The organism is Enterococcus italicus (assembly GCF_023743875.1).
Classification (GTDB): domain Bacteria; phylum Bacillota; class Bacilli; order Lactobacillales; family Enterococcaceae; genus Enterococcus_G; species Enterococcus_G italicus.
In genome coordinates, this window is sequence record NZ_JAMRVB010000001.1 from 297,349 (window position 1) to 311,181 (window position 13,833).

Sequence of the window (13,833 nt, forward strand, 5' to 3'; positions counted from 1 at the left end):
CTGGATTAGATGGCTTTTTTTAAATTGCGGCATTTGGATGTTGATGGGCGATGCGACTAGCTGCTGCAGCCGCCATGGCACCGACGATATCATCTAAAAATGTATGAACTTGCGGACCTTCGTGTGAATTAAGCATCGCTAGAATACCCGGTTTTACTTTATCGATGTAGCCATAGTTAGTGAAGCCAATCGAGCCGTAGACATTCACAATTGATAAGGCCATAATTTCATCGATGCCATAAAGACCTTCATCTTTGGCAACAATGTCTTGTAATGGCGTAAGCAATTTATTTTGTTCTGCTAAAACGTCTAGTTGAATACCAGTTAGGATGGTATTTTGGACTTCTCGTTTTTTTAAGACAGCCTCGACGCTTTCCATACATTCTTCTAGAGTAAGCTCTGGAATGTATTTTTCTTGTAAAAAATAAACCAATTTCGCTATTTCAATTACTGGTACACCACGTTCTTCAAGGAGTGCGCGGGCTTTTTTTTCCAAAGTGCTTTGTTCAACAGTCAACTAAGTCAATCCTTTCCGTCAAAAAATAAGTTGGTTTGAAGCATTTGCTCTTACTGAAAGAGACTCGTACTATGCATCGGCTGGGTTCGATTTTTGGGATCGATGAAATGCAAGGCATTGTTTACTGCAGTAGGAGCTTCACCAAAGCCAGTCGCAATGAGTTTTACTTTGCCCTCATAAAGTGCGATATCGCCACATGCATAAACGCCCGGAAGAGATGTTTGCATGTCAGACTGGACCATGATCCCTTGGCGCGTACTATTGACGCCCCATTTTTTCAAATCGAGTGAAGAACGAAAGCCATAGTTTACAATCAATGAATCCACTGCTAACTCGACTTGTTCTTCTCCCGCAGCTTCTTGCAAGACAATCGTATCTAATTGTCCCTCGCCTTGCAAGCGTTGAATGACATAAGGGGTCAATACAGAAATCGATGAATTGTGTAGTTTAGTAACACTATGTTCATGGGCGCGAAATTCCGGTCGACGGTGGATCAAATAAACTTCTTCAGCAATTGGTTCAATCATCAAAGCCCAATCAATCGCTGAATCGCCACCACCTGCGATTGCAACTTTTTTGCCAGCATATTTCATTAAGTCTGGCACATAATAATCAATACCAGCATTTTCATAGGATTCAGCATTTTCAACAGCTAGTTTTCTAGGCTGAAACGAGCCATTACCTAGAGCTAAAATAACTGCTTTCGAGTAATGTGTTGTTTTATTGGTCGTAATTTCAATGATGTCCTCTTCTTTGTTGAGGGCGATTACTTGCTCTTGTAAACAATACGTTTGATGGAATGTTCGCAATTGATTTTCTAAGTTTTGAACGAGTTCACCTGCTTTTATTTTTGGAAAACCAGGGATATCGTAAATATATTTTTCAGGATATAACGTAGCTAATTGACCACCTAGTTGCGGTAAGGTATCAATTATTTTTGTTTTGGCATTGCGCATACCGGCATAGAATGCAGCAAACATTCCCACTGGACCAGCACCAATGATAGTCAAGTCAAAGACTTCCATTTGACATACTCCTCTCGTTTGACAATAAGACGATTATAGCAGAGAAATTGGTGCGTGGCATTTTTGATGTTTTCTGATATAGTAGTAACAGATGAATCAAGGAGGAGAAGCAATTGGCACAATTTCCACAACTAACTGCAAATGAACAAACAACACCAACAGCAACAATCAAGACAAACATGGGAGACATTACCGTGCAATTATTCCCAGAGTTCGCACCAAAAACCGTAAAAAACTTTATCGAACTAGCAAAAAAAGGCTACTATGATAATGTGATTTTCCACCGTGTTATTCCGGACTTTATGATCCAAGGGGGCGACCCAACCGGTACTGGTATGGGCGGCGAAAGCATCTACGGCGAAAAATTCGAAGATGAATTTTCTCCAGAATTATTTAATGTTCGTGGTGCATTATCAATGGCCAATGCTGGACCAAATACAAATGGAAGCCAGTTCTTTATCGTTAACAACAAAAATGTACCAGCCAATATGATGACGCAAATGGAAGAAGCGGGCTATCCTAAAGAAGTAGTAGAAGCGTATCGCGAAGGCGGAACACCTTGGCTTGATTTCCGTCATACTGTTTTCGGTCATGTTGTTAATGGTATGGATATTGTAGATACGATTGCCCAAGTACAAAGAGGACCACAAGATCGTCCCGTCCACGACGTAGTAATTGAAGCAATCGAAATAAACGAGTAAGCCAAAGAGGCTGAGGAAAAGTTATTCAGTCACAAGTAAATAGAGCCCGAAATCCGGAGTTATTTCTCAAACTTTTGGATTTCGGGTTCTTTTTATTGTTGTAGCTTTCTTGCTTTGTAATAAGACAAAATGATATCCGTCGCTTTATTTAAACTAATTGTTAAATGCGTTGGTCAAACGAGTGAGGCCTTCTTTTAAAATCTCTTCTTGACAGGCAATGTTTAGTCGGATGTGCTGACGACCATGGGGGCCGAAAGTATAGCCGTAGTTCAAGACGACACCTGCCTTTTCGATTAATATGTCTTGCAATTGTGAATCCGATAGCTCAAAAGCTGAGAAGTCCAGCCACATTAAATAGGTGCCTTGCGGAATCATCACCTCTACTTGTGGGAGGTGTTCTTTAAAATGGTCGCGCACGATTTGTACTTGATGCGCTAAAAATGACAATAAGTCATCCAACCACTGTGCACCCTCTCGATAGGCTGCTTCTGTCGCTATGTAGCCGAATGTATTGATTTCATCGAAGCGCCATTCGTGTTGAAGAGCGAGCATCGTTTTTCGTAGCTCTTTGTTTTTTATGAACATCATCGAATTTTTAACACTTGCCAGATTGAATGTTTTAGTCGGCGCTGCAAGGACAATTGAAAAGTCGGCAAACGAAGAATCCACTGTTTGGAAGGAATGGAAAGTATACGATGGCAAAATTAAGTCTTGATGGATTTCATCGCTAACAACCAGCACACCATATTGTTTACACAAGAGGCCGATTTTTTGTAATTCTGCTTTTGTCCAGACTCTTCCCCCGGGATTATGCGGATTACATAGTATGAAGAGCTTTATTGTGTGTGTTTGCATCTTCTTTTCTAAATCATCAAAATCAAATTCGAATTGACCATTCATTTTTAGTAAAGGACTGCGGACAAGTGTCCGCTTTGCATCTTTTACAGTGGCAGAAAAAGGTGGGTAGACAGGATCGTTCACCAATATTGCATCACCGACGGAAGAATAGGCATGGATGGCTGCAGCGATACTTGGAACAACGCCACTATTAAATAGAATCTCTTCTTTTGTTAATTCATAGTTATGTCGATTCTTTTGCCAATTAATAATTGATTCATACAGACTATCCGGAGCGAAAGAATACCCATAGATTCCTTGAGAGACAAATGCTGCCAATGCTTTTTGGACAGCGAGAGGTGCTTTGAAGTCCATATCAGCAATCCATAATGGCAATAAGTCTTTTTTCTGATATGTTTTTTCGATACTGTCCCATTTGATACTGTTGGTTCCACGCCGTTGTATTGCTTCATTGAAGTTCATCATTTATCCAACCACCCTCATGAGGAATGCCCTCGCTTTTTTTTGCTTAGATTTTTTTGCTTAGATACAGTATAATATAAACCAATGAAAGAAGGGGGAAATATGACATATAAGATAGGACAAGTAATTGAAGGCACAATTACCGGTATACAGCCATACGGTGCCTTTGTTTCATTAGATGCAAATACACAAGGACTGATCCATGTTTCCGAAATTCAACCAGGTTATACTAAAAATATTCATGAGCTACTTAAAGTAGGGCAAAAAGTAGCAGTTCAAGTTATTGATATTGATGCATTTTCACAAAAAATTAGTCTATCACGACGAACGTTGACACACACATATACTCCAATATCTAATCGACGAAAAAGATACTTCACAAACAAAAATAAAAAGATTGGTTTTCAATCAATAGAAGAAGCATTGCCGGTATGGATTGAAGAGGCTTTAGTTTTTTTGGAAGAAGCGTAGCAATATCATAGAATTGTAGCGGGGTGGGCAAATGATCAAGAAAAAATGGATAGCTGGAATAGTTATGTTGACACAACTCGATGGCACAAAATTATTTTTAATTAAGCAAGAACAGGGCAAAATGCATTTAGTATCAACACCGGGCAGTGTAGAAAAAACTGGACTAGCCAGTATTTTAGAAGTATTAAAAGCAGAAGCAAACATAGAAATTTCACGCTTAAAACTATTAGAGTTAACCAATGGTGTGATTGCAGGAACAAATGTCCCACTATTTGTTTTCGAACTTGATGAGCAAGTAGACGTGCCAAATCAACTGCCGGAAGGCTATCTGTGGCAGTCATTTGGACAAATGCAAAAGGTTATCCAAAAGTTTGAAATTGAAGGAATGCCTTATTTTTAAAAAAAGAATGAAAAAGTGTTGACGACTGCCAATATCGATGGTAATATAACGAAGTTGACTTGTTACAAGGCGTTTAAATACTGATAAAACAGTTTTTAAATTCAAAAAACTTGTTGACAAATAACATTGCATTTGATATGATAATCAAGTCGCTAACAGAGGATAACAACTGAAATTTTAAAAAATAAAAATTAGTTGTTGACATCACGTTGAAACGATGTTATGATATAAAAGTTGTCGCAGCACAACGTTAGCTTGTTCTTGCTTTTTTTATGCATAGAAAACAAAGGATGAAAGGAAAAAGTCGATGTCGAAATTAATAACGAACACAATTAAAATTATTATTGGATCTTTTATTTTTGCGATTTCAGTGAATTATTTTGCTATTAGCAATGATTTAGGTGAGGGTGGTGTCACCGGGATTACGATGATTCTTTATTATTTATACGCGTGGTCACCAGCCCTAACGAATCTTATCTTAAATGGTATTTTATTAATTATTGGATGGCGCTTTTTAGATAAAGCCACTGTTTTATATACAATTTTAGCTATGTTATGTATGTCTTTATTTTTAAATATCACGCACGAATGGCATTTTGTGACGAATCAACGGATAGTAGCTGCTCTAGGTGCGGGAGTATTAATGGGCGCCGGGATGGGCTTAATTATGCTAGGAAATGGGACCACGGCAGGTAGCGCAATCATCGCAAAGTTATTAAATAAATTTTTGGGTTGGAATGTTAGTTATGCGTTATTGTTTTGCGACATTTTCGTAGTTGCCTTTTCAGTAGCGGTAATTGGTATCGAGAGTCTGATATTAACAGTCGTTTCTTTGTATGTTTCAACAAAGGTACTTGATTATTTGTTGGAAGGATTCAATCCGAAAAAAGCGGTGACGATTATTTCAAAACACCACGAGGAATTAGCAGCTGCGATAGATCAAGAGATTGAACGGGGGATAACCGTATTTGATGCTCAGGGCTACTACTCAAAAGCAGAAAAGCCTGTATTGTATATCGTTATTAGTCGGCAACAATTACTTCCGGTGACAAAAATTATTAGTCGAATTGACCCAGAAGCCTTTGTCATTGTGAATGAAGTGCAAAGTGTAATTGGTGAAGGATTTACGCGCCAGATTATGTCTGAATAAGATAATTTCACAAAAAAGCATCTATCTTAGTGTGATAGATGCTTTTTTTATTAGCAATATGATATAGACCAATTTATAAAAATAGTGATAAAAACGTAAAAAAACATTGTAATTAAAGATTATTGTGATATAAATAAAGAGTATACCAATATTTTAATTCGAAAGAGGGATTTTTATCTATGTGTGGAATAGTTGGCGTAATTGGAAATAGTCGTGCAAAAGATATTTTATTAAATGGCTTAGATAAATTAGAATACCGCGGTTATGATTCAGCAGGTATTTTTTTAGAAAATGGACAGGAAACATTTTTAGTAAAATCACAAGGAAGAATTCAACAATTAAAAGATAAATTATCAGATGATGTAAAAGGATCAATCGGGATTGGGCATACACGTTGGGCGACGCATGGTGTCCCTAGTGAAGCAAATGCGCATCCGCATACGTCTCAGTCTGGACGTTTTGTATTAGTGCATAATGGTGTGATTGAAAACTTTGATGAATTAAAACATACCTATGTACAAGCAGATCAATTTAAAGGTGAAACAGATACAGAAATCGTTGTGCATTTAGTGGAACACTTTGCGCAAGCTGAAAATCTATCTGCTTTGGAAGCCTTGAAAAAGACTCTTTCTGTAGTAAAAGGCTCTTATGCTTTTGGATTGATCGATACGGAAAATCCAGATGCTATTTATGTTGCTAAAAACAAGAGCCCGCTTTTAATTGGCTTGGGTGATGGCTTTAATGTGATTTGTAGCGATGCTATGGCAATGCTAAAAGAAACCAATCGCTTTGTGGAAATCAATGATGGCGAAATTGTTGTCGTACATGCGGATGGTATTTCAATCGAAGACAAAGCTGGTAATGCTGTGGAGCGTCAACCATTTGTTACAGAATTAGATGCATCTGATGCGGAAAAGGGTGCGTATCCTTTTTACATGATGAAAGAAATTGATGAACAGCCTGCTGTGCTACGTCGTCTGACACAAGAGTATGCGAATCTGGACGGATCATTTTCGTTTGATGCAGAGTTGTTAGCTGAATTACAAGCGAGTGATCGCATTTATATTGTGGCATGTGGAACGAGTTACAATGCTGGGTGGGCGAGCAAAAATGCACTTGAAGCAATGATGAACATTCCAGTCGAAGTTCATTTGTCTAGTGAATTAGGCTATCATATGCCATTATTATCAAGCAAACCATTCTTTATTTTCTTAACTCAAAGTGGTGAAACAGCTGATAGCCGACAAGTGTTAGTCAAAGTAAATGAATTAGGCTACCCATCACTTACCATTACTAATGTGGCAGGCTCTACGCTTTCTCGTGAGGCAAAATATACAGTCTTGCTTCATGCTGGACCAGAAATTGCCGTTGCTTCGACCAAAGCTTATACAGCACAAATCACTGTCTTGAATCTACTGGCCAAAGCGTATGGCAACCAAAACGGTGTCAAAGCAGCCAAAGAATTTGATGTGGTGCATGAATTAGGCCTGACTGCTACTGCGATGGAAGCTGTCATCACAGAAAAAGAAACCATCGAATCATCAGTGAAATCTATCTTGGCATCAACTAGAAATGCTTTTTATATTGGTAGAGGAGAAGACTACTATGTTGCAATGGAAGCAGCTTTAAAGTTAAAAGAAATTTCTTATATTCAAGCTGAAGGCTTTGCGGCAGGAGAACTAAAACATGGGACAATCGCTCTGATTGAAAAAGGTACACCAGTCTTTGGTTTAATCAACGATGAAGTGACTGGACCGCATACGCGAGGAAACTTAAAAGAAGTTGAAAGTCGTGGTGCTGAGACGTTTGTGATTAGTAGTGAATCACTAGCTAAAGTGGGCGATCAATTAATCTTAGCAGATGTTCATCCTTATTGCAGAGCACTATTAGCCGTGGTACCGACGCAATTGATTGCGTACTATGCTTCCTTGCATCGTGGCTATGACGTTGATAAACCACGGAACCTAGCCAAAGCTGTTACAGTAGAATAAGTAGTAAAATTTGACCGACACTAGTCGTAAATGATTGCGTTCATTTACGATTGGTGTTTTTTTGTTAAACTGCCATTCTAATAGTTTTGTCACAAAAAAGCGTGCCAAAGTTAGACTGCTATTTTATTGAAAGCCTTTTCCTTTGCTTGTATGATAGAAATGTAGAGAAGGTAGAGGATTGTAATAAGGAGGGAATAGACATGGCGAACAGCGCACAAGTCGAAAAGAAAAAAAGGAGTTAAGGCCGGTGCTCAGAAGTTAGGTAGCTATCTTAGTAGCATGGTCATGCCGAATATCGGCGCGTTTATTGCTTGGGGGGTTATGACAGCACTCTTTATCGGTGATGGATGGTTACCTAATGAACGTTTGGCGACAATGGTTTCACCAACGTTGACGTATCTTTTGCCATTATTAATTGCTCACACAGGTGGACAAATGGTGTATGGCCAATGTGGGGCAGTAGTTGGTGCTATCTCAGCGATGGGTGTCATTATGGGGACTGATATTCCGATGTTTATCGGTGCGATGATCAACAAAGTGTCCAACTAGCAGAAAAATTAGCTGCCAATTCACTAACAGAAGTCATTAAAGAAGTCACTGGCTTAAACGATGATGCCCTAGTCGCAGAAATCGAAGGACAAGTCAAAGCAAAATAAAAAAGGCTGAAACAGAATGAGCGCCAAGTAAAAGACTAAACCATCCATTGGATGGTTTAGTCTTTTTGCTTAAAGGTCATTTTGTTTCACCGTGATGGAGTAGCGCTAGGTCTCGCGTTTTTCACTACGGCTTAGTGGTGTAATTTTTTTTGGCGCTTGCGTACCTTTTTGGTCCAAAAACCACCAGAGATGAATTTGGGTTCATAGGTAATAATAAAGGCGCGTTCTTCGACTTCTTTAATGAGCTGGTACAATTCACGTTCGTGCTTACGAGGAGAGAGAATCTCAAGAATCATCCGCTCACCAGATAATCCTTCACCGTAGCTTTGGGTAACCCCGTAGCCTTTGTCTCTAAGGATAGTTGGTAAATTCTTATCGCTATCAGAATTACTTGGGAGAATGGCTGTTGTCATAATGTAACCTAGTGCTAAGCGATCTTCAATGAAAATGCCGACACTGATCCCCACAGCATACCCTAAAGCATACACAAAGAGATTGATTGGATTATCCAAGCGGTTTAAGACTAACGAAAGCCCCAAGATATAAATCGTAATTTCAATCATACTTAAAATAGGTGCCAACAGACGATAGCCTTTCATCGTCAGCATAAAGCGGATGGTGCTAATTGTCACGTATGCGAAGTTGATAAAAAAAGTCATTGCTAAAATGGAAAGTGACATACACGTCGCTCCTTTCTTTCCCTAGGGTAACAGAAAATAAATAGATGGGAAAGAGTTAGCGTGTCAGTGGACAAAAACGACGCATGGTCTTTGATAGCTGCTCGGATATCATCGTCGGTAAGACGACATAGTGCTTGTCAGCTAATTCATCTGCAATCAGGCTATGAATCGTGACTGCTGCACCTATCGCCGACTCGGCAAGTTGATCAGTCTTGCCAAATTGGCCTAAAAAGCCACCGATGATACCGGCCAATGTATCACCCATCCCACCCGTTGCCATTGCAGGATTGCCGTATGTGTTTTGATAGATTGCTTTATGGGTATAAATATGGGTTTGTTCACTTTTTAAAACGAGTGTGCAGCCGAGTCTTTGTTGGGCCTGTTGATTTGCGTCAATGGTCTGTGCAGCGATAGGAAGCCCACTGAATCGCTCCCACTCCTTTTGGTGGGGCGTCAAGACGATGTGCTCGGGAAATAAAAAATCAAGAGGATGTTGTGCCAATAACGTAATTGCCGAACCATCGATCACAAGCCATTGCGTAGCAGTTTGATGGGATAAAACAAACGCCAGACACTCTTTGGCAATCTTATCCGTCCCTAATCCAGGGCCAATCACGATGACATCGGCAGTCGCTACTAGTTCGGCTATTGGATCATGAAACGTGAGGGCCATTGCTTCTGGCAAGCGACTTTGTAGGACTGGAATGGTGCTCGCATCGGTCATGACCGTGACCAATCCAGCACCACTATTCACGCAAGCCTGCGCACACATCAAAATTGCACCACCATATTGTTTTCTGCCCCCGATGCAGACGACCCGTCCGTAAGATCCTTTGTGGGACTGGACCGCTCGCTTGACGATGACTTGGTTGAGACATTCTTTTGTTAAAGGAATCATTGAACTCGCTCCTTTGCTTTTTCTTCTATTTTAGGCGATAGTTGAAAGAAAGGGAAAGAAAAATAGCGCGTGATGAAAAATGTCATGCTTTTAGTGAAAACTAATGATTATCATTCTCAATTAGCTATGATATACTGAGAATTCAAGGAGGTATGTGTATGCAAAAATTGTTAGCAATTAATGAAATGACCGTGCTTTTTTCTTCCGAATGGACAGAAAAAACACCTTATCCATACGGCGAGGGGCTCTATGCATCAATCCATACGCTACCTGACCAGCTGATTGGGAAAAAAACGATGACCTTTGCGATGTATTATGCATCGGAAGGAGTGGAAAATCTGGCGTTAACAGTTGCTTCACGTTTTGTAGAAGCAGTCAAACGCTTTCCAGCGACCAATGAGCGAGTGGTATTGCAAACAGATGGCACATATCAGCTAAAACATGTACCGGTATCGATAGCATTAGAGACACTTGTACAGTCGCTTTTTTCAGCAGATGCAAGTGATTTGGTACAAGAAGTCGCTTCTTGGGTGGATCAAGAATGGCTACCGACTGATGCAGTGTTGGCCTATCGTGGTGAGGCGACCAAGCCGTTATTAGCCAATGGCACATATGGCAAGCGTAGCTACTTCACAGCCCAACAAGCTGACCTACCTTCACTAAAGGACCAATTGGTATTGACGAGTGAGTTGTATCAATTTGCTCCCTATGTCTACGCAGGGACGATTGGCTTTTTACCTGAATTAGATCGTGATAGCTATCAAGTCTTTCATGAATGCTTTGGCAAATTTGTCTATAGCGTGACGCTGCAAAAAGATGGGCGGACGATTCCATTGCTTTGGCCAGATTATCTGTATCATAAACCAGAAGGACACTTGGAGTTTGGTGTCCTTGCTGCGGATGAAGCCGAGCGCTTTGCCCCATTTGCTGAGTGGTTTGCGGGTGAAGAAGTGACGATTGAGATTCGGGCAGAAGGCTTTCAAGACATTGTCTTAAAAACAAAGCTAAAACAACCACTCAAAGGGAGCAATCAATTGCAAAAGAATACTCTTTTGATTGGAGAAGACCTTTGTTACCAAATCGCAGATGACGAGCTGTGGAGTGAGATTGAGCAGCAGCGTGCACAAGTCGCACTCGTCACGCCTAAAAGAGAAAAGGTAACAGTCGATGCAAGCAATGCGACTGTGGCCAATCGACAAGTAATTGTTTCAGGAGTCACGGATTATCCTGGACGGTATCAATTCAGCGTAACGAGTCCGCGTTTTGGGACTTTGTTGCAAGTATTTCGCGTGGTAAGGGAGAAATAAAATGAAAAAATTAAAAGTACAAGATTTGATTTCAGTAGGTGTGTATACCGCAATTTATTTTTTGACGATTAGCATTTGTTTATTGGTACTAAAATTTACGATTCCCGGTTTTCATAATTTATTTATCCCAGCAGTGAGTGCAATGTTTTCGGGCGTGATTTATCTATTGGTCTTACAGCGCATTCCGCGTATAGGAGCCATTACGATTATGGGGAGTGTGGTCGCACTATTTTTCCTAATGACGGGTCATTTTCCATTAGCGATTGTTCCAGGGGTTCTTTGTTCCTTTTTGGCAGATGTGATTCAATATAAGACCAATCTATCAGTCAAAGTGCGCACACTAGCTAGTTATATTGTTTTTAGCTATGGCTTGATGGGTCCGTTATTGCCACTTTGGTTTATGAAAAATGCCTATGTCGCATCGTTAAAAGCACGTGGCAAAGGGCAAGCGTATATTCAAGCGGTATTTGAACATGTCTCCACATCCGTCTTTATTGCTAGCTTGATTACGATTTTCTTTGGTGCGATTTTTGGGTTTTATTTAGGGAGCTACCTGTACAATAAGCATTTCCAACGAACTAGCAGGTAAACGATATGAAAATGTATCCAGTCCATTTTGATCCTAGAAGCAAACTTTGTGTCATTGTCATCGCAAGTGTCGCGCTCATGGTGGAATTGTCATTACCGTTCGAGGTGGCTTTGATTGGGTTGTTTGCGTTTTTTTTGATCGCTAGCGGCTATATGAAAAAGGCAGTGGTCTTTCTTGGTGTATTTCTTGGCTTACTATGGGCCAATCAATTAGTCTTGGCTGCTCCAGGACATCCAATTGCTGTGCTCATTGATTTTTTAATGGTGGGAAATCGGCGGCTGTTGCCAACGATTATGGCAGCGAGCTTTGCTTTGTCAGGGACAAAAGTCAGTGAATGGTTGGCGGCGTTACAAAAGCTACATCTACCTATGCAGCTTATCGTACCGCTAGCCGTTTTGTTTCGTTTTTTTCCAATGGCCATCCAAGAAATCAGCCACATCCGCCAAGCAATGAAATTTAGAGGGATTGCAACGACACCGTGGCAATTGATTCGCCATCCGCTACAGTCGATGGAATATGTCATCATCCCGTTGTTATTATCAGCGGAAGAGACATCATTGAATTTATCCGCAACGGCCTTGGTGCGCGGCTTAGCCAATCCTAAGAAGCATACAAGCGTACATGAGCTACAATTAAAAGGACCAGATTACGCACTGATGGGTAGTCTACTTGGCTGTTTGGTCGTAAGGATGTGGATAGGATGACGATCATTTCATTAAAAAAAGTGGGCTACCAAACAACGGCTGGAAACGTGCTGCTGCATGATATTGATTTAAAAATTGCAAAAGGTGAGCTGGTAGTCCTTAGTGGTCCGAGTGGCAGTGGCAAATCGACGCTACTAAATGTACTAAATGGCTTGCACCCTGAGCTTTATGAAGGACAAGTCACAGGCACTGGGTCAATTGGGATTTCTTCGTTTCCAATTCAAGACTTTACAGAGCATGTCGCGACACTCGGGATGGTTTTTCAAAATCCTAAGACGCATTTTTTTACCACCGATGTCGCATCGGAGCTGGCCTTTGTGATGGAAAACTATGGCTACGACCCCGCACGTATTCGCCGCCAAGTCGCCCAGCAACTAACCACCTATCAGCTGACTGCCTTAGAAGACGCGAGTATGTTTCATTTGTCGGGAGGGCAACGGCAATTAGTATCGATAGCCGCAGCGAATATGTTGCCACATGACTTGCTCTTATTAGATGAACCATCAAGCAATCTAGATCATCAAGCCATTCAGCAGCTAAAGCGCACGCTTATTCAGCTCAAGCAACAAGGGAAGACGATAATCGTTGCTGAGCATCGTCTGAGTTATTTAATGGATTGTGCTGACCGGTTGCTAGTCCTAAATCAAGGGACGATCATTGAAGATGATTCAACAGACCAAATTCGTGAAATAACTGAGCAAAGACGCAAGCAACTCGGCCTTCGCTCATTTACTCCGATTGCCATCCAGCTTTCGACCAGTGGCATAAAGCGCGAGCCGACCATTACGATGACTATCGACCATTTGCGCTACCGCTATCGTAAGCAATCCACATTGGCACTTGAAATTTCACAAATGAAAGTAGATAATACTAACATCAATGGCTTAATTGGGGACAATGGCGCAGGAAAGTCCACGCTCTTTCAGATTATATCCGGATTAAAAAAAGCCAAACAAGGCGCAATCGCAATTAATGGGCGCAAGTATAAGCCCAAGCAACTATTAGACAAGACATTTTTCGTCATGCAAGATGTGAATTTACAATTGTTTTTTGAAACGGTCGAAAAAGAACTCTTGGAAAAAGCGCAAAAACCTGAGCGCTTCGAAGAAATCTGCGATAAGTTTCAGCTAACACCTCTGTTGCAGCGCCATCCACATTCGCTATCAGGTGGCGAAAAGCAACGGGTGGCGATTGCAAGTGCACTCTTGTCAGGAAAAGAAATTTTGTTGTTTGATGAGCCGACGAGTGGCTTAGATTATCGCCACATGCAAGTAGTAAGTGGCTTGTTTAAAACACTCTTAGCTGAACCGGTCTTAGTCTTAGTTATTAGCCATGATGAAGAATTTTTACAAGCAACTTGCCAAACCATTTTTTCATTAGTGGATGGGAAGTTGCAAGAAATCGACCAATTGGAGGAATGAGTG

The 13,833-nt window shown here is 40.7% G+C and carries 14 protein-coding genes and 1 pseudogene; 10 read left to right on the forward strand and 5 right to left on the reverse strand.

The features are described 5' to 3' along the window. Positions 1–19: 19 nt before the first annotated feature. Together NE257_RS01400 and NE257_RS01405 are read right to left on the reverse strand one after the other, a co-directional pair. Positions 20–517, reverse strand: a complete 498-nt coding sequence (locus NE257_RS01400) for a phosphatidylglycerophosphatase A family protein (protein ID WP_007208854.1) — start codon at positions 515–517, stop codon at positions 20–22. Between the two features lie 50 nt (positions 518–567). Beyond that, the gene (locus NE257_RS01405; protein WP_251885626.1) at positions 568–1,542 is read right to left on the reverse strand and encodes an NAD(P)/FAD-dependent oxidoreductase; all 975 of its coding nucleotides are present in this window, start codon (positions 1,540–1,542) and stop codon (positions 568–570) included. Between the two features lie 113 nt (positions 1,543–1,655). Here NE257_RS01405 and NE257_RS01410 point away from each other — a divergent pair, with 113 nt between their 5' ends. Beyond that, on the forward strand, positions 1,656–2,243 hold the full coding sequence (locus tag NE257_RS01410; protein ID WP_251851208.1) for a peptidylprolyl isomerase: 588 nt from the start codon (positions 1,656–1,658) through the stop codon (positions 2,241–2,243). 153 nt (positions 2,244–2,396) lie between these two features. On the opposite strand, the gene NE257_RS01415 is transcribed toward NE257_RS01410, so the two are convergent. Next, positions 2,397–3,566, reverse strand: coding sequence for a MalY/PatB family protein (locus tag NE257_RS01415; RefSeq protein ID WP_251855207.1), 1,170 nt, complete (start codon positions 3,564–3,566; stop codon positions 2,397–2,399). A gap of 99 nt (positions 3,567–3,665) precedes the next feature. Between NE257_RS01415 and NE257_RS01420 the strand changes: the two genes are divergently transcribed. The 5 genes and pseudogenes from NE257_RS01420 to NE257_RS01440 form a co-directional block, all read left to right on the forward strand. Next, positions 3,666–4,034 (forward strand): CvfD/Ygs/GSP13 family RNA-binding post-transcriptional regulator, encoded by a 369-nt coding sequence (locus tag NE257_RS01420; protein ID WP_251851210.1) that lies wholly within the window; start codon positions 3,666–3,668, stop codon positions 4,032–4,034. Between the two features lie 31 nt (positions 4,035–4,065). Beyond that, the gene (locus NE257_RS01425; protein ID WP_251851211.1) at positions 4,066–4,434 is read left to right on the forward strand and encodes a hypothetical protein; all 369 of its coding nucleotides are present in this window, start codon (positions 4,066–4,068) and stop codon (positions 4,432–4,434) included. A 307-nt stretch (positions 4,435–4,741) separates the two neighbouring features. Further along, positions 4,742–5,584, forward strand: a complete 843-nt coding sequence (locus NE257_RS01430) for a YitT family protein (RefSeq protein WP_007208934.1) — start codon at positions 4,742–4,744, stop codon at positions 5,582–5,584. Between the two features lie 179 nt (positions 5,585–5,763). Further along, the gene (glmS, locus tag NE257_RS01435; protein WP_251885627.1) at positions 5,764–7,575 is read left to right on the forward strand and encodes a glutamine--fructose-6-phosphate transaminase (isomerizing); all 1,812 of its coding nucleotides are present in this window, start codon (positions 5,764–5,766) and stop codon (positions 7,573–7,575) included. 225 nt (positions 7,576–7,800) lie between these two features. Beyond that, a pseudogene (locus NE257_RS01440) lies at positions 7,801–8,106 on the forward strand (PTS mannitol transporter subunit IIBC); the annotation flags it as partial. A 256-nt stretch (positions 8,107–8,362) separates the two neighbouring features. Here NE257_RS01440 and NE257_RS01445 read toward each other — a convergent pair. Beyond that, positions 8,363–8,911: a DUF2179 domain-containing protein gene (locus NE257_RS01445; protein WP_251885628.1), complete on the reverse strand. Its 549-nt coding sequence runs from the start codon at positions 8,909–8,911 to the stop codon at positions 8,363–8,365. A gap of 55 nt (positions 8,912–8,966) precedes the next feature. Further along, positions 8,967–9,809 (reverse strand): NAD(P)H-hydrate dehydratase, encoded by an 843-nt coding sequence (locus NE257_RS01450; RefSeq protein WP_251885629.1) that lies wholly within the window; start codon positions 9,807–9,809, stop codon positions 8,967–8,969. A gap of 158 nt (positions 9,810–9,967) precedes the next feature. Here NE257_RS01450 and NE257_RS01455 point away from each other — a divergent pair, with 158 nt between their 5' ends. Genes NE257_RS01455 through NE257_RS01470 form a run of 4 tightly spaced genes read left to right on the forward strand, consistent with a single transcriptional unit; the run spans position 9,968 to position 13,830 of the window. Next, positions 9,968–11,116, forward strand: a complete 1,149-nt coding sequence (locus NE257_RS01455) for a hypothetical protein (RefSeq protein ID WP_251885630.1) — start codon at positions 9,968–9,970, stop codon at positions 11,114–11,116. A gap of 1 nt (position 11,117) precedes the next feature. Beyond that, a complete protein-coding gene (locus NE257_RS01460; RefSeq protein WP_251851157.1) occupies positions 11,118–11,705 on the forward strand; it encodes an MptD family putative ECF transporter S component in 588 nt (195 codons plus the stop codon). Positions 11,706–11,710: 5 nt separating this feature from the next. Further along, positions 11,711–12,409 (forward strand): energy-coupling factor transporter transmembrane component T, encoded by a 699-nt coding sequence (locus NE257_RS01465; RefSeq protein ID WP_251870060.1) that lies wholly within the window; start codon positions 11,711–11,713, stop codon positions 12,407–12,409. After that, a complete protein-coding gene (locus NE257_RS01470; RefSeq protein WP_251885631.1) occupies positions 12,406–13,830 on the forward strand; it encodes an ABC transporter ATP-binding protein in 1,425 nt (474 codons plus the stop codon). Before NE257_RS01465 ends, NE257_RS01470 begins: the two co-directional genes overlap by 4 nt. Positions 13,831–13,833: the final 3 nt, after the last annotated feature.

What these genes read in the sequence shown, in the direction of transcription:
- NE257_RS01405 (WP_251885626.1), bottom strand. Translation starts at nt 1,542, where the DNA reads ATGGAAGTCTTTGACTTGACTATCATTGGTGCTGGTCCAGTGGGAATG.
- NE257_RS01415 (WP_251855207.1), bottom strand. Translation starts at nt 3,566, where the DNA reads ATGATGAACTTCAATGAAGCAATACAACGGCGTGGAACCAACAGTATC.
- NE257_RS01420 (WP_251851210.1), top strand. Translation starts at nt 3,666, where the DNA reads ATGACATATAAGATAGGACAAGTAATTGAAGGCACAATTACCGGTATA.
- NE257_RS01425 (WP_251851211.1), top strand. Translation starts at nt 4,066, where the DNA reads ATGATCAAGAAAAAATGGATAGCTGGAATAGTTATGTTGACACAACTC.
- NE257_RS01430 (WP_007208934.1), top strand. Translation starts at nt 4,742, where the DNA reads ATGTCGAAATTAATAACGAACACAATTAAAATTATTATTGGATCTTTT.
- glmS (WP_251885627.1), top strand. Translation starts at nt 5,764, where the DNA reads ATGTGTGGAATAGTTGGCGTAATTGGAAATAGTCGTGCAAAAGATATT.
- NE257_RS01445 (WP_251885628.1), bottom strand. Translation starts at nt 8,911, where the DNA reads ATGTCACTTTCCATTTTAGCAATGACTTTTTTTATCAACTTCGCATAC.
- NE257_RS01450 (WP_251885629.1), bottom strand. Translation starts at nt 9,809, where the DNA reads ATGATTCCTTTAACAAAAGAATGTCTCAACCAAGTCATCGTCAAGCGA.
- NE257_RS01455 (WP_251885630.1), top strand. Translation starts at nt 9,968, where the DNA reads ATGCAAAAATTGTTAGCAATTAATGAAATGACCGTGCTTTTTTCTTCC.
- NE257_RS01460 (WP_251851157.1), top strand. Translation starts at nt 11,118, where the DNA reads ATGAAAAAATTAAAAGTACAAGATTTGATTTCAGTAGGTGTGTATACC.
- NE257_RS01465 (WP_251870060.1), top strand. Translation starts at nt 11,711, where the DNA reads ATGAAAATGTATCCAGTCCATTTTGATCCTAGAAGCAAACTTTGTGTC.
- NE257_RS01470 (WP_251885631.1), top strand. Translation starts at nt 12,406, where the DNA reads ATGACGATCATTTCATTAAAAAAAGTGGGCTACCAAACAACGGCTGGA.